At 60.9% G+C, this 20,013-nt stretch carries 16 protein-coding genes; 3 read left to right on the forward strand and 13 right to left on the reverse strand.

Annotated features, from left to right (window positions below; translation table 11 throughout):
• The first annotated feature begins 27 nt into the window (after positions 1 to 27).
• Positions 28 to 1,257: a L,D-transpeptidase family protein gene (locus AC070A_RS18575; RefSeq protein WP_113479289.1), complete on the forward strand. Its 1,230-nt coding sequence runs from the start codon at positions 28 to 30 to the stop codon at positions 1,255 to 1,257.
• Positions 1,258 to 1,366: 109 nt separating this feature from the next.
• Here AC070A_RS18575 and dnaE read toward each other — a convergent pair whose 3' ends face one another.
• Positions 1,367 to 4,864, reverse strand: coding sequence for a DNA polymerase III subunit alpha (dnaE, locus tag AC070A_RS18580; protein WP_113479290.1), 3,498 nt, complete (start codon positions 4,862 to 4,864; stop codon positions 1,367 to 1,369).
• Between the two features lie 414 nt (positions 4,865 to 5,278).
• Between dnaE and AC070A_RS18585 the strand changes: the two genes are divergently transcribed.
• Both AC070A_RS18585 and AC070A_RS18590 read left to right on the forward strand, forming a co-directional pair.
• A complete protein-coding gene (locus AC070A_RS18585; RefSeq protein WP_057252297.1) occupies positions 5,279 to 5,851 on the forward strand; it encodes an FG-GAP repeat protein in 573 nt (190 codons plus the stop codon).
• A gap of 79 nt (positions 5,852 to 5,930) precedes the next feature.
• Complete coding sequence (locus AC070A_RS18590; protein WP_112995494.1) at positions 5,931 to 6,398, forward strand: DUF5680 domain-containing protein; 468 nt, start codon at positions 5,931 to 5,933, stop codon at positions 6,396 to 6,398.
• Positions 6,399 to 6,534: 136 nt separating this feature from the next.
• Here AC070A_RS18590 and AC070A_RS18595 read toward each other — a convergent pair whose 3' ends face one another.
• The 12 genes from AC070A_RS18595 to AC070A_RS18650 form a co-directional block, all read right to left on the reverse strand.
• The gene (locus tag AC070A_RS18595) at positions 6,535 to 7,221 is read right to left on the reverse strand and encodes an ABC transporter ATP-binding protein (protein WP_057252300.1); all 687 of its coding nucleotides are present in this window, start codon (positions 7,219 to 7,221) and stop codon (positions 6,535 to 6,537) included.
• Positions 7,222 to 7,237: 16 nt separating this feature from the next.
• Positions 7,238 to 8,548, reverse strand: coding sequence for a lipoprotein-releasing ABC transporter permease subunit (locus AC070A_RS18600; protein WP_057252301.1), 1,311 nt, complete (start codon positions 8,546 to 8,548; stop codon positions 7,238 to 7,240).
• A 19-nt stretch (positions 8,549 to 8,567) separates the two neighbouring features.
• Positions 8,568 to 9,896, reverse strand: a complete 1,329-nt coding sequence (gene proS / locus AC070A_RS18605) for a proline--tRNA ligase (protein ID WP_112995495.1) — start codon at positions 9,894 to 9,896, stop codon at positions 8,568 to 8,570.
• 752 nt (positions 9,897 to 10,648) lie between these two features.
• Positions 10,649 to 10,918, reverse strand: a complete 270-nt coding sequence (locus AC070A_RS18610) for a DUF1467 family protein (protein ID WP_057252306.1) — start codon at positions 10,916 to 10,918, stop codon at positions 10,649 to 10,651.
• Between the two features lie 127 nt (positions 10,919 to 11,045).
• On the reverse strand, positions 11,046 to 11,450 hold the full coding sequence (gene mce, locus AC070A_RS18615; protein WP_113479292.1) for a methylmalonyl-CoA epimerase: 405 nt from the start codon (positions 11,448 to 11,450) through the stop codon (positions 11,046 to 11,048).
• Positions 11,451 to 11,508: 58 nt separating this feature from the next.
• Positions 11,509 to 13,176 (reverse strand): ribonuclease J, encoded by a 1,668-nt coding sequence (locus AC070A_RS18620; protein ID WP_058329350.1) that lies wholly within the window; start codon positions 13,174 to 13,176, stop codon positions 11,509 to 11,511.
• Positions 13,177 to 13,202: 26 nt separating this feature from the next.
• Positions 13,203 to 13,967, reverse strand: a complete 765-nt coding sequence (locus tag AC070A_RS18625; protein WP_058321535.1) for a biotin--[acetyl-CoA-carboxylase] ligase — start codon at positions 13,965 to 13,967, stop codon at positions 13,203 to 13,205.
• Complete coding sequence (gene nuoN / locus AC070A_RS18630) at positions 13,967 to 15,409, reverse strand: NADH-quinone oxidoreductase subunit NuoN (protein ID WP_113479293.1); 1,443 nt, start codon at positions 15,407 to 15,409, stop codon at positions 13,967 to 13,969. The genes AC070A_RS18625 and nuoN overlap by 1 nt, the downstream gene beginning before the upstream one ends.
• Before the next feature lie 19 nt (positions 15,410 to 15,428).
• On the reverse strand, positions 15,429 to 16,940 hold the full coding sequence (locus tag AC070A_RS18635) for an NADH-quinone oxidoreductase subunit M (RefSeq protein WP_113479294.1): 1,512 nt from the start codon (positions 16,938 to 16,940) through the stop codon (positions 15,429 to 15,431).
• The gene (gene nuoL, locus AC070A_RS18640) at positions 16,940 to 18,934 is read right to left on the reverse strand and encodes an NADH-quinone oxidoreductase subunit L (RefSeq protein ID WP_113479295.1); all 1,995 of its coding nucleotides are present in this window, start codon (positions 18,932 to 18,934) and stop codon (positions 16,940 to 16,942) included. Before nuoL ends, AC070A_RS18635 begins: the two co-directional genes overlap by 1 nt.
• 7 nt (positions 18,935 to 18,941) lie before the next feature.
• Positions 18,942 to 19,250, reverse strand: coding sequence for an NADH-quinone oxidoreductase subunit NuoK (gene nuoK / locus AC070A_RS18645; protein WP_034803568.1), 309 nt, complete (start codon positions 19,248 to 19,250; stop codon positions 18,942 to 18,944).
• Between the two features lie 27 nt (positions 19,251 to 19,277).
• Positions 19,278 to 19,892 (reverse strand): NADH-quinone oxidoreductase subunit J, encoded by a 615-nt coding sequence (locus AC070A_RS18650; protein ID WP_057252871.1) that lies wholly within the window; start codon positions 19,890 to 19,892, stop codon positions 19,278 to 19,280.
• Positions 19,893 to 20,013 lie beyond the last annotated feature (121 nt).

The following is a 20,013-nucleotide window of genomic DNA, read 5'->3' on the forward strand; positions in this document are numbered from 1 at the left end:
CGCCAAGTCACGTGTTGGGTTGAGTGTATGGTATCGCGTTTCGCTCTCACCGCCAGCTTCGTCGCTCTGCTTTTGTCGCCGGCCACCGGCTTTGCAGGCAGTCGCGGGCCGCTGCAAATCATTGTCTCGAAAGACCAGCAATCGCTCGTCGTCTATGACGGCGATGCCGTGATTGCGACGTCACCGGTGTCGACCGGCAAGGCCGGCCATGCGACGCCGACCGGTATCTTCTCTATCCTGGAAAAGCGACGCCATCATAAGTCGAACATCTATTCGAACGCGCCGATGCCGTTCATGCAGCGGCTCACCTGGTCGGGTATTGCGCTGCACGGCTCCAACCACGTGCCCGACTACCCCGCCTCGCATGGCTGCGTGCGCCTGCCGAGCGCTTTCGCCGCCTCGCTCTACAAGATGACCGAGCGCGGCGTGCATGTGCTGATCTCGGACCGGCAGATATCGCCCGCAGAGGTTAAAAGCGCGCTGCTCTTCCGTCCGGTTCCGGTAGATATCCAGCCGCCGCTTTCCGATGTTCCGCTCAGACCGGCGATCAGCCAGGCCGGAGATACGCCGGTGGAAGTGGCGATGAGGGAGCCGACCGGCGGTGCCGGCACCTCCAGATCGATGGAAGAGCCGATCCGCATCCTGATCACGCGCAGCGACGCGCGCGACACCATGCGCGAGGTTCAAACCTCGTTGGAATTCCTCGGATACGCGCCCGGCTCGATCGACGGCCATGCAGGCACGGCAACCATTGCGGCGCTCCGCGCCTTCCAGACGGGCGAAGGTCTCGAGAGTGATGGCAAGCTGACGCCGGAACTGACCGACAAGCTCCTGCGTAAGGCCGGCCGAACGCCGCCGCAGAACGGCAAGATCCTCGTACGGCAAGGTTTCAAGCCGCTTTTCGAAGCCGGCCTCACCATCGACAAACCGGAAGAGGCCCTTGGGACGCATTTCCTCCAGTTCCGGCACAATGAAGAAGAAGGCGCCGAAGGCAAATGGTTCGGCGTCTCGCTTGAAAACCACCTGCCCGCCTCGATGAAGAAGCGGCTCGGCATTTCCATTGAGGCCGACCCCTTCGCTTATAACGGCATACAGCGCACGCTGGCGCGAATGACGATATCCGACGACGTTCGCAAGCGGGTTGAAGGACTGCTGGCTGAGGGCTCGTCGCTCTCGATCGCCGACACGGAAAGCGGGCTGGAGACTGGCCAGGGCACCGATTTCATCACCGTCACCCGATCGCGTCCCGGTGACTGATCCCCAGCAACCGCAGGAAAGCACAATGTGCGCTTTCTGTCCCAGCTGCCCACCCTCAAGGTGATCGGTGTGATTTCTTCGCTTCGAACGAAACGGAGAAGTCCGCCGATCAAACCAACTCGACGTCGACCACGCCCGGCGCGGAGCGCAGCGCCGCAGCGATCTCCGGCGAGATCCGGAACTTTTCGCTCAGTTCCACCTCGATCTCGCGCTGACCGTTGTCCTTGATGACGACGAAGGAGACGAGACCGTCGCCCCTGGTGTTGAGGTGCGAGGCGACCGATTTCAGCGGGCCGGAATCGCGCACATAGACGCGCAGCGCCTTCTGCAGTTGCAGCGATTCTTCCTCGAGCGAGCGCAGGGTCTGGATGCGCAGCCCGATGCCTTCCGGCCGCTCCTCGGCGGCAACGGTCATGACCAGCGATTTGCCCGGCTCCAAGAGGTCGCGATACTGGTGCAGCATTTCGGAGAACAGCACGGCCTCGAATTGGCCCGAAGAGTCCGAGAAGGCGACGATTCCCATCTTGTTGCCGGTGCGCGTCTTGCGCTCCTGCTTCGAGGTCACTGTGCCGGCAAGCCGGCCGGCGGTTGCCCCCTTCTTCACCGCGCCGGCGAAATCGCCGAAGGTCTGCACGCGCATCTTGGCGAGCAGCGCATTGTAGGTGTCGAGCGGGTGGGCGGAGAGGTAGAAACCCAGCACTTGGAATTCGCGATGCAGCTTCTCCGAAGCGAGCCAGGGCGTGTAGGTCGGGAGCGCGATACGCTCCGGCCCGGTTGCCGCCCCTGCCCCGAACATATCGCTCTGGCCGCTCGTCTTGTTCTCCTGCGCACGCTGGGCGAAGCCGAGGATGCGGTCGAGCCCGCCGACCAGTTCCGCACGGTCATAGCCGAAGCATTCGAACGCACCGGCAGCGATCAGGCTTTCGAAGACGCGACGGTTGAGAAGCTTGGGGTCGATCCTGAGGCAGAAATCCTCAAGGCTCACGAAGGTCCGGTCGCCGCGCACTTCGACGATATGCTCAACCGCGGATTCGCCCACGCCCTTGATTGCGGCAAGCGAATAATAGATGCGGTTTTCGCCCGTCTGGAAATGTCGGAATGAGGACTGCACCGACGGTGCAATCACCTCGATGCCCAGGCGCTTTGCGTCCTGACGGAAGTCGTTGACCTTTTCCGTGTTGGACATGTCGAGCGTCATCGACGCCGCCAGGAACTCCACCGGATAGTGCGCCTTCATATAGGCGGTCTGGTAGGAGACGATGGCGTAGGCCGCTGCGTGCGACTTGTTGAAGCCGTAGTTGGCGAACTTGGCGAGCAGGTCGAAGATCAGGTCCGCCTGCGGCTTCGACACCTCGTTCTTCACCGCGCCGTCGACGAAGCGGGCGCGCTGCTTGTCCATCTCCTCCTTGATCTTCTTACCCATGGCGCGGCGCAGAAGATCGGCCTCGCCGAGCGAGTAGCCCGAGAGCACCTGGGCGATCTGCATCACCTGCTCCTGGTAGACGATAACGCCCTGCGTTTCCTTGAGCAGATGATCGATCTTCGGATGGATCGACTCGACTTCTTCCTCGCCATGCTTGCGGGCATTGTAGACCGGAATGTTCTCCATCGGGCCCGGGCGATAGAGCGCCACCAGCGCGATGATATCCTCGATGCAGTCGGGCCGCATGCCGATCAGCGCCTTGCGCATGCCGGCGCTTTCCACCTGGAACACGCCAACCGTTTCGCCGCGCGACAGCATCTCATAGGTCTTCGGGTCGTCGAGCGGGATGCTCGCCAGATCAACCTCGATGCCGCGCTGCTTCACGAAATCGACCGCGACCTTCAATACGGTCAGGGTCTTCAGGCCGAGGAAGTCGAACTTGACGAGGCCCGCCTGCTCCACCCATTTCATGTTGAACTGGGTGACCGGCATGTCGGAGCGCGGATCGCGATACATCGGCACGAGCTGAGACAGCGGACGGTCGCCGATCACGATACCGGCGGCGTGGGTCGAGGCGTGGCGATAGAGGCCTTCGATCTTCTGGGCGATGTCGAGAAGCCGCGCGACGACTGGCTCCTTCTCGGCTTCCTCCTGCAGGCGTGGCTCTTCCTCGATCGCCTTGGAGAGCGGCGTCGGATTGGCCGGGTTGTTCGGCACCAGCTTGCAGATCTTGTCGACCTGGCCATAGGGCATTTCGAGCACGCGGCCGACGTCGCGCAGTGCGGCACGCGCCTGCAGCGAACCGAAGGTGATGATCTGCGCCACCTGCTCGCGACCATACTTGCGCTGCACGTAGCGGATCACCTCTTCGCGCCGGTCCTGGCAGAAGTCGATGTCGAAGTCGGGCATCGAGACGCGCTCGGGATTGAGGAAGCGCTCGAACAGCAGCGAGAAGCGCATCGGATCGACGTCGGTGATCGTCAGCGCATAGGCAACGAGCGACCCTGCACCCGAACCACGGCCCGGCCCAACGGGAATATCGTGCTGCTTCGCCCATTTGATGAAGTCGGCAACGATCAGGAAGTAGCCGGGGAACTTCATGCGCTCGATAACGCCGAGTTCGAAGGCCAGGCGCTCGCGATACTCCTCTTCGCTATAGCCGGGCGCCATGCCGAGCCTGGCGAGACGCTCTTCGAGCCCCTCCTCCGCCTGGCGGCGCAGTTCGTCCGCCTCGGCGCGCTCCGCCTCTTCCGGATCTGCGGTGGCGCCGGTAAAGCGCGGCAGGATCGGTCCGCGGGTCTTCAGCATGAAAGAGCAGCGCCGTGCGATCTCGACAGTGTTTTCCAGCGCCTCCGGCAGATCGGCAAAAAGCGCAGCCATCTCCTTGCGGCTCTTGAGGTAGTGGTCCGGCGTCAGGCGGAAGCGGCTGTCGTCCGAAACCATCGCGTTGTGCGCGACCGCCATCAGGGCGTCATGGGCGTCATAGTCGGACGGTGACGGAAAGAAGGCTTCGTTGGTGGCAACCAGCGGAATGTCGAACTTGTATGCAAGGTCGATAATCCGGCTCTCATGGCGGCGGTCAAATCCGCCGTGCCGCTGCAGCTCGATATAGAGCCGGTCGCCGAAGAGATCATGCAGCGCCTCGAGACGCGCTTCGGCCAGTGCCGTCGAGCCCGCCTTCAGGGCCAGGTCCACCGGGCCGCCCGACGCACCGGTCAGCGCGATCAATCCGTCCGTACCGTTTTCGGCAAGCCAGGAGCGCGTGATCCGAGTCGCCTGGCTGCCCTCGCCGCTGAGATAGGCACGGCTCACCAGATCCACGAGCCGGGTGTAACCATCATCGGTCGCGGCGATCAGGACGATCGCGGGCAGCTTCGCGAGATGTTGCGCGTGGCCGCGCCGTTCGCCATCCGCCTCGTCTTCCATGTCGATGGAAAGCTGGCAGCCGGTAATCGGTTGCAGTCCGTCGTCGGCTGCTTTCTGCGAAAACTCGAGCGCGGCAAAGAGGTTGTTGGTGTCGGCGATCCCGATCGCCGGCTGATTATCGGCAACCGCCTTGCCGATGACCTTCTTCAGCGGCAGCGCACCTTCGAGCAGGGAGAAGGCCGAGTGGACGCGCAGATGCACAAACTGCGGGTCCGAACCAAGCGCCTCGCTCGATGCTGCTTTGCCGTCGTCTGCCATTATTCGCACCCTGATTCCTGTCTGGTCGGCAGGATATCCCGTTTATCACCCGACATGTCCAGTTTCACCTGACACGTCGTCCCCCTTATTCAATCCAGGGGGCGCATTTCGGGAGGTGCTTGAGAGGAAATATCGACGCTCCTCAGAGGCCGAGCGCGATGAAAGAGATGCTTGCGATGAACAGGCTCATCGAAGCGAAGGCGGCGAGGTCACGAACAAAATCAGTCATAACATGGCTCCTTTTCCGTTATGTTTTTACTTTGTTCTATTTTTGTTCACGCGTCAAGCCAAGCACAGACGTTCTGTTGACGATGGTTAACACGGCAGTCGAATGCAGGTTAACTGCCAGGAAGCCGCTTGAGGAAAGCGCCGCGCCCGCATATCAAGAGGAACAACCAAGCGGAGCGTTCCGACATGCATGCACGCCTGATTCTGCCATTGCTGTTTCTGGTTCCGGCCGTCGCCTCCGCGGCCGAAACGATCGACCCTGCCCGCATCGTCTCCGCGGCGACCGGCGACTGGAACAAGGACGGTGACGCGGACCTCGCCCTGATCGTGCGCCCCGCAGATGGAAGCGACGATGACAACGGTGTCTATCTCTATCTGACCGGTGAGAATGGCGCTCTTGAGCTGAAGGCGGCGATCCCGAACAAGATTTGGGGCGACTTTGACTTTGCCGGACAGGCGCCGTGGGTCGAGGCGCTGCCGAGCGGTTCTTTGCTCATCTCCAGCCACAACGATTCCATCGGACGTGACCGCTGGGAACAGAAACTGACGGTCGCCTACCGCAATTTCGAGTTCGTGGTCGCCGGCTATACCTACTCATCCTACGATACACTCGATCTAGACAACACGTTGAAGTGCGACCTCAACGTTCTGACAGGCAAGGGCAAATCCAACGACAAGGCCATAGCCACCAAGGGCGAACTCGTCCTGCTCAAGGACTGGAACGACGATCGCGGCCAGAAGGCTTGCGGCGTTCAGTAATCAGGTGATTGTTCTCTATTTGTTCTTTACAACCAACACGGACCACGGCATCCTCGGCCAGAACATATGAGGAACCCACATGGCCGCGCTCGAACAACTGAAGGACTTTATCGTCGAAGCCAAATCGAAAACCTATGTCGGCGGCGGCGTGCCGCGGCCTTCCTCTCGCCAAGGCTCCCATGACATCGGCTACGAAACGGGCAGTTGGCGCTATCTCGACAGCTATTACGGCGGAACCGATTTTGCAGGACAGGAAACGGTCTGGCAGGATGGCGAACCGCGCTGGGCGATGAACTACTTCGGCCGGATTATGCGCCCCGAGCTCATAACTGGAGAGAAGGCAGGTCTGGTCATCAAGGCTGCGCTACAGGCGATGTATCGTGAGAAGCGGCACTTCCTCGGCGGTATGGAGTTTCGGCATGCACATGGCTACTACATCGATAGCAGCCGCGGCGACACCGAACATTTTTCCGGCCGCGAGGTCATCTTCGTCGATGGCGAGGAAGCTTACGAACTCGACTATCGTGGCGGGCTGATCCGGCGTTAAAAGCGGCGCCAGAAGACGCGTACGCCGCGCCCAGGGCGGCGTGGGACGTGAACTGTGAGACGTTTCTTCCGCGCTGGCCAAAGACAGTGAGCGGCAACGGCGCTGGGCGATCAATGCGCCCGCTCGGCCGGTGCCATCAGTTCATCTCGACGACTTTGCCGTCCTCGATCGTCACGCGCCGATCCATCAGCCCGGCGAGTTCATGATTGTGCGTGGCGATCAGGGCCGCGAGACCCGACTGGCGCGCGAGCGCCTCAAGCGCTTCAAAGACATAGCCGGCGGTTTCCGGATCGAGATTGCCTGTCGGCTCGTCCGCAAGAAGCACGAGCGGCGCGTTGGCGACGGCGCGCGCGATCGCGACGCGCTGCTGCTCGCCGCCGGAGAGCTCCGTCGGGCGATGATCGGCACGGTGACCGATGCGCATGTAGTCGAGCAGCGCCCTTGCCCTATCGGCGGCCTCAGCCTTGGGCAAGCCGGCGATCAGCTGTGGCATCATGATGTTCTCAAGTGCCGAGAACTCGGGAAGCAGATGGTGAAACTGGTAGACGAAGCCGATCTCGTTGCGGCGGATCGCCGTGCGCCGATCGTCGTTGAGGCCACCACAGGAGACGCCGTTGACCAGCACTTCGCCGCCATCCGGGCGCTCCAGCAGGCCGGCGACATGCAGGAGCGTCGACTTGCCGGTTCCCGAAGGCGCGACCAGCGCAACCGTCTCGCCACTTCTCAGGGTAAAATCCGCACCCTTGAGGATGGACAGGAACGTTTCGCCTTCCCCGTAGTGTCGCTCGACGCCGGAAAGCTGCAGTGCCACGCGCGCATTCATTCAGTTGATGTCCTTGTCATTCGTAACGCAGGGCCTGCACCGGATCGAGGCGCGAAGCACGCCAGGCCGGGAAGATTGTGGCGAGGAAGGAAAGGGTGAGTGCCATGACGATGACGAGCGCGGTCTCATCGGCATTCATGTCGGCCGGAAGCTGGCTCAGGAAATAGAGCTCTGGGCTGAAAAGTGTGGTTCCAGAGATCCAGGAGAAGAACTGCCGAATGGATTCGATGTTGAGGCAGACGACGACGCCGAGCGCCACGCCCGCGACCGTTCCCGCCGCGCCGATCGCGGCACCCGTCATGAAGAAGATGCGCATCACCGAGCCGGAGGTCGCGCCCATCGTTCTGAGAATCGCGATGTCGCTGCCCTTGTCCTTCACCAGCATGATCAGGCCGGAAATGATGTTCAGCGCGGCGACCAGCACGATCAGCGTCAGGATCATGAACATGACGTTGCGCTCGACTTCGAGCGCCGAGAAGAAGGTCTTGTTGCGGTCGCGCCAGTCGGTAATGAAGATCTGTCGTCCCGCGGCATCCTCGATCGGCTGGCGCAGTTCGTCGACGACATCAGGATGCTCGACGAAGATCTCGATCGACTGCGCAAGCCCCTCCGCGTTGAAGAAAAGCTGCGCCTCTTCAAGCGGCATGAAGATGATCGTCGAGTCGTATTCCGACATGCCGATCTCGTAGATCGCCGAGACGGTGTAAGCCTTGACGCGCGGATTCATGCCAAGCGGCGTCACGTCGCCATTGGGCGAGGTCAGCGTGATTGTTCCGCCGACGCGAATGCCGAGTTGCTCGGCCATGCGGGAGCCGATCGCGACACCGGAGCCGGAGGCAAAGCCGACCATGTCGCCGGACTGGATATGGTCGGAGACCGACTTCATCTTGCCGAGATCGTCGGCGCGGATGCCGCGCACCAGAGCACCAGTAGAACTGTCGCCGATGCCTTGCGCCAGAACCTGGCCCTCGACCAACGGGATTGCCATGGTGACGCCCTTGACGCCCGAGAACTTGGTCGCCAGCTCCGCATAGTTGTTGAGTGGCCCGTCGATCGGCTGCACGATCATGTGACCGTTGATGCCGAGAATGCGGGAAATGAGCTCGGTGCGGAACCCGTTCATCACGGCCATGACGATGATTAGCGTCGCAACGCCGAGCATGATGCCGATGAAGGAGAAGCCGGCGATAACCGAAATGAAGGCTTCCTTGCGCCTGGAACGCAGGTAGCGCCACGCCACCATGCGCTCAAAGGCGGAAAAGGGACGGCTGGAGGACTTTTCAGGCTGCGTTGCGGCCTGCACCTGATCTTCAGTCACGGCGGTCATCCTGCCTTCCCTCGCCTCTTCACTTCGTTGCGATCAGCTTGTTGATCGCAGCTTCGACGGTCATGGTCTCGCGCTCGCCGGTCTTGCGATCCTTGACCTCGACTTCGCCGTTGGCGATCGAACGCGGGCCGACGATGATCTGGACCGGGACACCGATCAGGTCCGCAGTCGCGAACTTTGCACCGGCGCGGTCGTCCGTGTCGTCGAGCAGTGTGTCGAATCCCGCCTTGCCGAGTTCGGAGTAGAGCGTCTCGCAGGCGCCGTCGCAAGCGGCATCGCCCGCTTTCATGTTGATGATGACGCCATCGAACGGCGAGATCGACTTCGGCCAGATGACGCCGTTGTCGTCATGCGACGCTTCGATGATCGCCGGCACGAGGCGGGTCGGGCCGATGCCGTAGGAGCCCATGTGCACGGCATGCTCCTTGCCGTCGGGGCCGAGAACCTTGGCGCCCATGGCTTCGGAATACTTGGTGCCAAAGTAGAAGATGTGGCCGACCTCAATGCCGCGGGCCGACAGGCGGTCGCCTTCGGCAACCGCATTGAAGGCGGCCTCGTCGTGCATTTCCGATGTTGCGGCGTAACGCGAGGTCCACTTGTCGAAGATCGCCTTCAGGCCGGCGACGTCCTCGAAGTTGGTTTCTTCGCCCGGAATATCGAAGCCGAGGAAGTCCTTGTGGCAGTAGACTTCAGATTCGCCGGTGTCGGCGAGGATGATGAATTCGTGGCTGAGGTTACCGCCGATCGGGCCGGTGTCGGCACGCATCGGAATGGCGCGAAGACCCATGCGCGCAAACGTGCGCAAGTAGGCCGCGAACATGCGGTTATAGGCGTGTTCTGCCCCCTCGCGATCGAGATCGAAGGAATAGGCGTCCTTCATCAGGAACTCGCGCGAACGCATGGTGCCGAAGCGCGGACGGATCTCGTCGCGGAACTTCAGCTGGATATGGTAGAGGTTGAGCGGCAGGTCACGATAGGACTTCACGTAGGACCGGAAGACGTCCGTGATCATTTCCTCGTTCGTCGGGCCGTAAAGCATCGGCCGGTCCTGGCGATCCTTGATGCGCAGCATCTCCTTGCCATAGGCGTCGTAGCGGCCGCTTTCCTGCCAGAGCTCTGCGGACTGCAGCGTCGGCATCAAGAGTTCGATTGCGCCTGAGCGGTTCTGCTCTTCGCGGATGATCGCATTGACCTTGTCGAGAACCCGCTTGCCCAGTGGCAGCCAGGTATAGATGCCCGAGGACTGCTGCCGGATCATGCCGGTACGGAGCATGAGGCGGTGGGAAACGATTTCCGCTTCCTTAGGATTTTCCTTCAGGATGGGCATGAAAAAGCGGGACAGGCGCATGACGGGTTCCAGAACTTGATGAACGTCGCACTATCGGCGGATTCGGGCGAAATGACGTTGAGCTCGGGTGCCTTCTTCGCCGGTAGACTGGCAAGGGCGACCGTTGCTTCTCGGGGTCGAGCTCTCCATTATCCATCGCCGGCAAAGCCAACGTGAACCTTTATGAGCCTTGCGTTCATAGCTGCTTCGCAGGCGGAAGAAAACCCTACTCTCAGGCCATCGCCGGAAAGATCGGAGCCACTGATTTTGAGGGGAAAAGACCGGAAAAGCCTGCGTCAAAGAGCACGCTAGTAACAAGATTACGACAGGAGTTGTCAACGGGAATATTTTACCCAACTGTAGCAAAAATGCAAAAAAACAGGATGACACAGCTTAATGTTTGGGCTAATTTCGGCTCACAAAACAGGCATGAAGACTAAATTCTTGCCGACTTTCGCGGTCAAGTCTTGGGAGGATAAGATCTTAGGCGCGCCTCGTCGCTGCCGCCGGAAACGGATTAGGATCACGCGAAACTTGAAAAACAAGGCTTTTAGCCTTGTTTTTTTTTGCTTTTCTCGACTCCGTCGCGAGCACGAAGCAGGTGTAGAAATTGAACTATGTCAATTCGGCGGCGGTCAATCCTGCAATTGCGCTGGTTCCACCCACAGCATCGCGCGCGGCGTCATCATGACGCAGAAATCCAGCACTCGGCATCCTGAAAACTCTCCGATTGCCTTGCGGTTCGGCTCAGCCCATCCGCCTTGCCGAAATTCTCAATAGAATTTCGGGTAAAACCGCGGAATAGAATCGATCCCGTAGCCAAGTTTGACGGAGACGATATACCAGGCGAGTTGGATGACAGCCGCGATGGCCGTGGTCAAAAGCACGACCCGTTTCGCATTGAACTTGGCCGGCGCGCTTTCGACGCTTCCCGGGACGACGCTGTTTTCTTCCGCTTGCGTGCGCACTCCCAAGGGAAGAACGGCAAACAGCGTGATCCACCAAATGATGAAGTAAATAGCAAAAGTTGAAAACAGTGGCATTTCCGGCTCCCGGTGAAGGCGATCGACGCAACGACCGCAGGCCGTTTCGCCGCGACTTCCGCGACATTCTGTCCGCCTTATAGCGCCGCCTGCCCGATCAGACAAATGCGCATCGCGCGGTCAACTGTCACACCTCTTCGAGTTCGATCAGCGTACCCTGGAAATCCTTGGGGTGCAGGAAAAGCACCGGCTTGCCATGCGCACCGATTTTCGGCTCGCCGTCCCCCAGAACGCGAGCGCCGGCCGCACGCAGCGCGTCGCGCGCGGCGAGGATATTGTCCACCTCGTAGCAGATGTGATGCATCCCGCCCGAAGGGTTCTTCGCCAGGAAAGCGGCGATCGGCGAGGTCTCGCCGATCGGCTCCAACAGCTCGACCTTGGTGTTGGCCAGCGTGACGAACACCACGGTTACGCCGTGTTCCGGCAACGTCTGCGGCTCGGTGACGCATGCACCAAGCGTCGAGCGGTAGCTTTCGGCGGCGGAGGCAAGATCCGGCACGGCGATGGCGATATGGTTCACTCTTCCCAGCATTGCGATCCTCCCGCGTCCTGTACCGGCCCCGCTTACACTGCCGCGAGGCGACCGCCAATCAGACTTTGGTGACGAACACCGTCACAATCGGCTTCTTGCCCCACGTCTGGTTGGCTGTGCTGCGAACGGCGCGGCGCACCGCCTCCTGCAGCATGGCCAGATCCTTGCGCTTTGCCCGCGGAATGCTCTCGACCGCACCGAGGATCGCGTCATAGAGCGTATCCTCCATGTCTTCGCCCTCGTCATCGAATTCCGGCAGACCGATCGCAACGATGTCCGGGTCGCCAAGGAAATCGTAGCGGCCATCAAGAACGACGTTGACGGCGACGTGCCCTGCGAAGGAGAGCTTGCGGCGTTCGCCGATGCCCATCTCTTCGAAATCGCCGATGAGGTTGCCGTCCTTGTAGATGCGGCCATGCGGCGCTTCGTCGATGACCTCGGCCGGGCCTGGTGCAAGACGCAGCATTTGACCGTTCCGAAGGCGCGGAACGCTGGCGATGCCCGACTGCTGACCAAGTTCGGCATGGGCCGTCAGATGCGCGGCTTCGCCATGAACCGGAACGAGAATCTGCGGGCGCAGCCATTGATACATCTGCTGCAGCTCGGTGCGGCGCGGGTGACCGGACACATGCACCAGCGCCTCACTGTCGGTGATGATGTGTATGCCTTGCTCGACCAGGCCATTCTTGATGTCGTTGATCGCCTTCTCGTTGCCGGGGATGGTGCGCGAGGAGAAAACGACCGTATCGCCAGCGGAAAAAGCCACGTTGCGCATCTCGTCGCGGGCAATCTTGGCGAGTGCTGCCCGAGGCTCACCCTGGCTACCGGTCAGGATGACCACGACCTTGTCGCGCGGCACGTAGCCGAACTCGTCTTCGGCAAGGAAAGGCTTGATCCCTTCCATCAGGCCGAGATCCGCAGCCACGGCGACGACCCGCTTCATCGAACTGCCGAGCAGCAGCACATCCCTGCCCGCCTCTTCCGCCGCCTCGGCGATCGAGCGGATGCGCCCGACATTCGAGGAAAAAGTCGTTATCGCGACCCGGCCCTCGGCGTTGGCGATGATCTTCGTCAGGCTCTCGGAGACTTCCTGTTCCGACGGCGAAACACCATCACGCATCGCATTGGTGGAATCGCAGATAAGCGCCAAGACGCCTTCGTCGCCAATCTGGCGGAAACGCGTCTCGTCGGTCAGGGGCCCGAGCGACGGATGCAGGTCGATTTTCCAGTCGCCGGTGTGGACGACAGTGCCGACCGGGGTGCGGATGATCAGCGACATCGGCTCGGGGATCGAATGGTTGACACCGACCGCCTCGATCTCGAACGGGCCGACATTGATGCGGTCGCCCTGTTTGAAGATCGTCACCGGGATCTCACTGCGGCTTCTCTCGAAATCGCGCTTGGCTTCCAGCATGCCCGCCGTGAACGGCGAGGCATAGACCGGAACGTTGAGGCCCGGCCAAAGATCGTTCAGGCCGCCATAATGGTCCTCGTGGGCGTGGGTAATGATGATGCCCTTGAGATTGCGGCGCTCTTCCGCCAGGAAGCTGATATCTGCGAGAACCAGATCCACGCCTGGAAGGTCCGGCCCCGGAAAGGTGACGCCGCAATCGACCATGATCCACTGGCGGCTTCCGGGCCGCCCGTAGCCGTATAGGCCAAGATTCATGCCGATTTCGCCGACGCCGCCAAGCGGCAAGAACACCAGTTCTTCGTCTTGCGCCATATTGTAACGCGCCCTTGTTCTAGGAATTATCCGAAAAATACGTCGCCGGCGGCAATCGCGTGCATCGTGCCTGACCCGGTATCGAGCATCAACCGCCCGGTCTCATCAATACCGGCAAAGCGGCCCGAAAGCGACCGGTCCGGCAGATTCACAGTTATCGTCTCACCGATGCCGCGGGCGGCCGACCGCCACTGCTCGATGGTCTTTGCAATACCCGCGCCGCGCTCCCACAGCGACAACGTCTCCGCCATCGTCATGAACAGCCGCGCGAAAAGTTCGTCCGGAGAAACCGAAGCGCCTTCCTTCCTCAACGAGGTCACGGGATAGAGGGCTTCATCCGGCTGCACGGCAATGTTGATGCCACAGCCAATGACCAGTGCCTGGCGCCCATCTGCAAGCGCCTCACCCTCGAGCAGGATGCCGCAGGTCTTTTTGCCGTCGATGAGAATATCGTTCGGCCATTTGATCTCGACCGGTGCAGCGCCCGGCGGCATCACCTGGCGGATTGCCCGGTGCACGGCAACGGCAACCGCGAGCGGCAGGGAATGCAAATGCTCGATCGGCGCCGGATCAATCAGGAGAAGCGATGCGTAGAGATTGCCGGGCTCAGAGAACCAGGCGCGACCGCGGCGTCCCCGGCCACCGGTCTGCCTGACAGCGGTGACCCAGAGATTGCCCGGGTCGCCCTGGCGCGCACGCGCCAGGCATTCGCTGTTTGTTGATCCAACCGCATCGAGAGCGACGTGCCGGAAATCGTCGGGCGATATCCGGCCGCCGCTTTCAAGGGCGATCAAAAGAAGGTCCGCGCCGCGGCCTCGGCAGCGCTTCCAAGCGGACCGCCGATCAGGACGTATCCAAGGACGAACAGACCCGAGAGACCGAACACCAGTTTCAGTTCGCCAGCCGTACGGGCGAACTCGCCCTTGGCGTCATCGAACCACATCACCTTGATGACGCGCAGGTAGTAATAGGCGCCGACAACGGATGCGAGGACGCCGATGATGGCGAGTGCATAGAGCTGCGCTTCGATTGCGGCCATGAACACGAAGTACTTCCCGAAGAAGCCTGCCATCGGCGGAATGCCGGCGAGCGAGAACATCAGGACGGTCAGGACGGTCGCCATGAAGGGGTTTGTCTGCGAGAGACCAGCGAGGTCGTCGACGTTTTCGACGTTTTCGCCTTCCTTGCGCCGCATCGCCAGGATGCAGGCGAAGGTGCCGAGCGTCATGACCATGTAGATGAGCATGTAGAGTAGCACGCCGCGAACACCCGCCATCGAGCCGGCAGCAAGGCCGACCAGCGCGTAGCCCATGTGGCCGATCGAGGAATAAGCCATCAGACGCTTGATGTTCTTCTGGCCGATCGCCGCGAAGGAACCGAGCAGCATCGAAGCGATCGAGATGAAGACGATGATCTGCTGCCAGTCGGCAACGACGGGATCAAAGGCATTGATGACGATACGCACAAGGATCGCCATGGCCGCAACCTTCGGCGCTGCCGCGAAGAAGGCGGTGACCGGCGTCGGCGCACCTTCGTAAACATCAGGCGTCCACATGTGGAACGGCACGGCCGAGATTTTGAAGGCGAGACCGGCGAGCACGAAGACGAGACCGAAGATCAGGCCGAGCGAACGTCCCTCCGCCGTCAGTGCAGCGGCGATCTGGGTAAAGCCGGTGTGGCCAGTGAAGCCGTAGATCAGCGACATGCCATAGAGCAGCATGCCCGAGGAAAGCGCACCGAGCACAAAGTACTTGAGGCCGGCCTCGGTCGAGCGAATGCTGTCGCGGTTGATCGCAGCGACGACGTAGAGCGCCAGCGACTGCAGTTCCAGCGAGAGGTACAGCGACATCAGGTCGTTGGCCGAGATCATCAACAGCATGCCGAGCGTTGCCAGCACCAGAAGCACCGGGAACTCGAAGCGATCAATCTGGGCGGAACGCGCGTGACCGACTGTCATCACCAGTGCCGTGATCGAACCGATCAACGCCAGCACCTTCATGAACTTGGCGAAGGGATCCGACAGGAAGGCGCCGCCATAGGCCGAGCCTTCGCCGGTCTTTAGCACGAGCCAGAGACCGGCGATGATCAGAACGGCAACCGCAAGGCCGGTGACCGTCGACGCCGATTTTTCGCCGGCAAACACGCCGATCATCAGCAATGCCATCGCGCCGACCGCGAGGATCAACTCGGGGATCGAGAGTTGCAGGCTTGCAAGGAGGGTTTCAGCAGTCATGTCCAATCACGTCCTGTGGTCATTGCACCGAAAGCGCAACGTTTTGCGCTGCCTGCAGGGCTGCGGAGTAGTTGTTGACGAGCAGATCCACGGAAGCCGCGGTTGCATCGAAGATCGGTGCCGGATAGACGCCGAAAAAGATCGTCAGGATCACCAGCGGATAGAGGATCGCCTTTTCACGACCGGAAAGATCGAGCAGAGACTTCAGGCTTTCCTTCTCCAGCGCACCGAAGATCACTCGTCGGTAGAGCCAGAGCGCATAGGCGGCCGAAAGGATCACACCGGACGTGGCGAAGAGCGCCACCCAGGTGTTGGCGCGGAAGGCGCCGACCAAGGTCAGCACTTCACCGACGAAGCTAGACGTGCCCGGCAAGCCAACATTGGCCATGGTGAACACCATGAAGGCGACGGCGTATTTCGGCATATTGTTGACGAGACCGCCATAGGCCGCGATCTCGCGGGTGTGCAAACGGTCATAGACGACGCCGACGCAAAGGAAGAGTGCGCCGGAGACGATGCCGTGCGACAGCATCTGGAAGATCGCGCCCTGAACGCCCTGAACATTGGCGGCGAAGATGCCCATCGTCACATAGCCCATATGCGCCACCGACGAATAGGCGATCAGCTTCTTGATGTCGGTCTGCATCATCGCCACCAGCGAAGTGTAGATGATAGCGACGACCGACAGCGTGAAGACGAACGGAGCGAAATAGTCGGATGCCAGCGGGAACATCGGCAGCGAGAAGCGCAGGAAGCCGTAGCCGCCGAGCTTCAGGAGAATGCCCGCCAGGATGACCGAGCCCGCTGTCGGCGCCTGAACGTGCGCGTCCGGAAGCCAGGTATGGACTGGCCACATCGGCATCTTCACCGCGAAGGAGGCGAAGAAGGCCAGCCACAACCAGGTCTGCATCTGGCGCGGGAAGTTGTAGGCGAGCAGCTGCGTGATGTCGGTGGTACCGGCCTGCCAATACATCGCCATGATCGCGAGCAGCATCAGCACCGAGCCGAGCAGCGTGTAGAGGAAGAACTTGTAGCTGGCGTAAACGCGGTCCTTGCCACCCCAGACGCCGATGATGAGGAACATCGGGATCAGGCCAGCTTCGAAGAACACGTAGAACAGCACGATATCGAGCGACACGAAGACGCCGATCATGAACGTTTCCAAGACCAGAAACGCGATCATGTATGCCTTGAGACGCTTCTCGATCGACAGCCAGCTTGCGAGCACGCAGAACGGCATGAGGAAGGCCGAGAGCACGACGAAGAGCACCGAGATGCCATCGACTCCGAGATGGTAGGAAATGCCGGTGCCGAGCCACTCGTGCTTTTCGAGCATCTGGAAGCCGGGGTTCGATGCATCGAACTGGTACCAGATGTAGACCGACACCGCGAAGGTGAAGATCGTCGTCAGCAGCGAAACGTTCAGGATGTTCCGGCGGCCGTAGGCGCTGTCTTCCCTTGTGAGCAAGAGAAGCAGTACGCCGACGAGCGGCATGAAGGTGACCGCGGAAAGTACGGGCCAATCGGTCATCAGAAGGAACTCCTGAACATCATCCAAGTAACAAGCGCGGCGATGCCGATCAGCATCGCGAACGCGTAGTGATAGAGGTAACCAGTCTGCAGGCGGACAACGCGGTCAGTGACGTTGAGCACACGCGCGGCAATGCCGTTCGGGCCGTAACCATCGATCACGCGGCCGTCGCCTTCCTTCCAGAGGAAGGTGCCGAGCCACTTGGCGGAGCGCACGAACAGCAGGTCGTAGAGCTCGTCGAAGTACCACTTGTTGAGCAGGAACTGGTAGAGGCCACGGTGCTGCTCTGCCAGATACTTCGGCAGTTCCGGCCGGCGGATATACATGTACCAGGCGGTGAAGAGGCCGAGCGCCATGGCGCAGAACGGGCTCCACTTAACCCACAGCGGTACGTGGTGATACTCATGCAGGACTTCGTTTTCAGCCGACGTGAACAGCGCACCCTTCCAGAACTCGGCATAGCCTTCGCCGAAGAAGTGGTCGTGGAAGAGGAAACCTGCGACCAGTGCGCCGGCGGCGAGAATGTAGAGCGGCACCAGCATGACCTGCGGCGACTCGTGCACGTGATGCATGACATCCGACGACGCACGGGGCTTGCCATGGAACGTCATGAACGCCAGGCGCCACGAATAGAAGCTCGTAAAGAGCGCGGCGACCACCAGCAGGGCGAAGGCGAAACCGGATACCGAGCTGTGCGCGGCAAAGGTCGACTCGATGATCGCGTCCTTCGAGAAGAAGCCAGCCGTACCGAAGAGCGTACCGGGAATACCGACACCGGTCAGCGCGATCGTACCGATGAACATCATCCAGTAGGTGACCGGGATGTGCTTCCTGAGGCCACCCATGTAGCGCATGTCCTGCTCGCCATCGACGGCGTGAATGACCGAACCGGCACCCAAGAACAGGAGAGCCTTGAAGAAGGCGTGTGTGAACAGGTGGAAGATCGCTGCGCCATAGGCGCCGACGCCGAGCGCCACGAACATGTAGCCGAGCTGCGAGCAGGTCGAATAGGCGATCACGCGCTTGATGTCGTTCTGCACGAGACCGACGGTCGCGGCGAAGAAGGCGGTGATGGCACCGATGATCGTCACGACGGTCAGTGCATCCGGCGACAGTTCGAAGAGCGGCGACATGCGGGCGACGAGGAAGACGCCGGCGGTAACCATGGTTGCGGCATGGATAAGAGCCGAAACCGGGGTCGGGCCCTCCATCGCATCCGGAAGCCAGGTGTGCAGCAGGAACTGCGCCGATTTACCCATCGCGCCCATGAAGAGCAGCAAGCAGGCCGCGGTGATCGCGTCAGCCTTGTCGAGGTGCATGCCGAACAGGGTGACAACCGCCTCCCCTGCTGCAGCGCCTTCGGCCGGCAGATAGGTCTGGGCGACGGCGAAGATCGTCTCGAAGTTGACCGAGCCGAACAGCACGAAGACGAGGAAGATGCCGAGCGAGAAGCCGAAGTCGCCGACGCGGTTGACGATGAAGGCCTTCATCGCGGCAGCATTCGCCGACGGCTTCTTGTACCAGAAGCCGATGAGCAGGTAGGACGCGAGACCCACGCCTTCCCAGCCGAAGAACATCTGCACCAGGTTGTCCGACGTGATGAGCATGAGCATCGCGAAGGTGAAGAGCGACAGATAGGCAAAGAAGCGCGGACGATGCGGATCGTGGTGCATGTATCCGATCGAATAGACATGCACGAGCGTCGACACCGTGTTGACGACGACGAACATGACCGATGTCAGCGTATCGACGCGGAACGCCCATTCGACATCGAAGCTGCCGGACTGGATCCAGCGCAGCACCGAAACCTTGATCATCTCCTGGTGGCCCAGGGCGACGTCGAAGAAGACGTACCAGGACAGCGCAGCGGCGATGATCATCAGACCGCTGGTGACGTATTCCGATGCCTTGGCGCCGATCGAACTACCGAAGAGGCCGGCGATCAGAAAGCCGATCAAAGGCAGGAAGACGATAGCCTTGATGATGGTATCCATAGCCCAATCAGCCCTTCATCATGTTGACGTCTTCAACAGCGATCGAGCCGCGGTTGCGGTAGAAGACGACGAGAATTGCAAGTCCGATAGCCGCTTCCGCAGCCGCGACGGTCAGGATGAACAGGGCAAAGACCTGGCCAGTGATGTCATTCAGGAACGCCGAGAAGGCGACCATGTTGATGTTGACCGCGAGAAGAATGAGTTCGACCGACATCAGGATAACGATGACGTTCTTCCGGTTCAGGAAGATGCCGAAGACGCCCAGCGTGAACAGGATGGCGCTGACGGTGAGATAGTGGGAGATTCCGATTTCCATTTTATGTTCCTCGATCTCGCGTCCGACTTAGATGCCCTGGCCCGGCTTGACCGTGACCACTTCGACGGCGGTCTCGGGCGTACGGGCAACCTGCTGCGGGATATTCTGGCGCTTGATGTTTTCGCGGTGGCGCAGGGTCAGCACGATGGCGCCGATCATGGCGACGAGCAGCACAAGGCCGGCGATCTGGAAGAAGTAGACGTAGTGGGTATAGAGCACGTCGCCGAGGGCTGCCGTGTTCGTCCGCTCGGTGACGGCCGGGATCGGCATCGAAATCGCCTTGGCGATCTCAGGCGAGAACGTTGCGCCGCCGACCACGATGATAAGCTCGGCAGCCAGGATCAGGCCGATCAGCGCGCCGATCGGCGCGTATTCGAGCACGCCCGCCCGCAATTCCGCGAAGTCGATGTCGAGCATCATGACGACGAACAGGAACAGCACCGCGACCGCACCGACATAGACGACCAGCAGGATCATCGCGAGGAATTCGGCGCCGGTCAGCAGGAACAGGCCTGCCGAGTTAAAGAAGGTCAGGATCAGGAACAGAACCGAATAAACCGGGTTCCTGGCCGCAATGACCATAAATGCCGACGCCACCGCGATGAAGGCAAAGAGATAGAAAAAAAGAACCTGCAGACCCATGATCGGTGCCTTCTTCGTCTTGCACGGCGTGAGGCGCTTCAGGCCCCACTCCACAGGCAAAGCCGGACACGCGTCCGGCCGTTGCCCAAACCTATGTCACATGCACCGCCCTCCCCGGGGC

Source organism: Ensifer sp. GW101-20A05, assembly GCF_059424735.1.

Coding starts and splice junctions, on each gene's coding strand:
- AC070A_RS18610 (WP_057252306.1), bottom strand. CDS start 10,918: ATGCCACTGTTTTCAACTTTTGCTATTTACTTCATCATTTGGTGGATC.
- AC070A_RS18575 (WP_113479289.1), top strand. CDS start 28: ATGGTATCGCGTTTCGCTCTCACCGCCAGCTTCGTCGCTCTGCTTTTG.
- proS (WP_112995495.1), bottom strand. CDS start 9,896: ATGCGCCTGTCCCGCTTTTTCATGCCCATCCTGAAGGAAAATCCTAAG.
- AC070A_RS18590 (WP_112995494.1), top strand. CDS start 5,931: ATGGCCGCGCTCGAACAACTGAAGGACTTTATCGTCGAAGCCAAATCG.
- AC070A_RS18595 (WP_057252300.1), bottom strand. CDS start 7,221: ATGAATGCGCGCGTGGCACTGCAGCTTTCCGGCGTCGAGCGACACTAC.
- AC070A_RS18650 (WP_057252871.1), bottom strand. CDS start 19,892: ATGGGTCTGCAGGTTCTTTTTTTCTATCTCTTTGCCTTCATCGCGGTG.
- AC070A_RS18635 (WP_113479294.1), bottom strand. CDS start 16,940: ATGACCGATTGGCCCGTACTTTCCGCGGTCACCTTCATGCCGCTCGTC.
- mce (WP_113479292.1), bottom strand. CDS start 11,450: ATGCTGGGAAGAGTGAACCATATCGCCATCGCCGTGCCGGATCTTGCC.
- dnaE (WP_113479290.1), bottom strand. CDS start 4,864: ATGGCAGACGACGGCAAAGCAGCATCGAGCGAGGCGCTTGGTTCGGAC.
- nuoN (WP_113479293.1), bottom strand. CDS start 15,409: ATGACTGCTGAAACCCTCCTTGCAAGCCTGCAACTCTCGATCCCCGAG.
- nuoL (WP_113479295.1), bottom strand. CDS start 18,934: ATGGATACCATCATCAAGGCTATCGTCTTCCTGCCTTTGATCGGCTTT.
- nuoK (WP_034803568.1), bottom strand. CDS start 19,250: ATGGAAATCGGAATCTCCCACTATCTCACCGTCAGCGCCATCCTGTTC.
- AC070A_RS18600 (WP_057252301.1), bottom strand. CDS start 8,548: ATGACCGCCGTGACTGAAGATCAGGTGCAGGCCGCAACGCAGCCTGAA.
- AC070A_RS18620 (WP_058329350.1), bottom strand. CDS start 13,176: ATGGCGCAAGACGAAGAACTGGTGTTCTTGCCGCTTGGCGGCGTCGGC.
- AC070A_RS18585 (WP_057252297.1), top strand. CDS start 5,279: ATGCATGCACGCCTGATTCTGCCATTGCTGTTTCTGGTTCCGGCCGTC.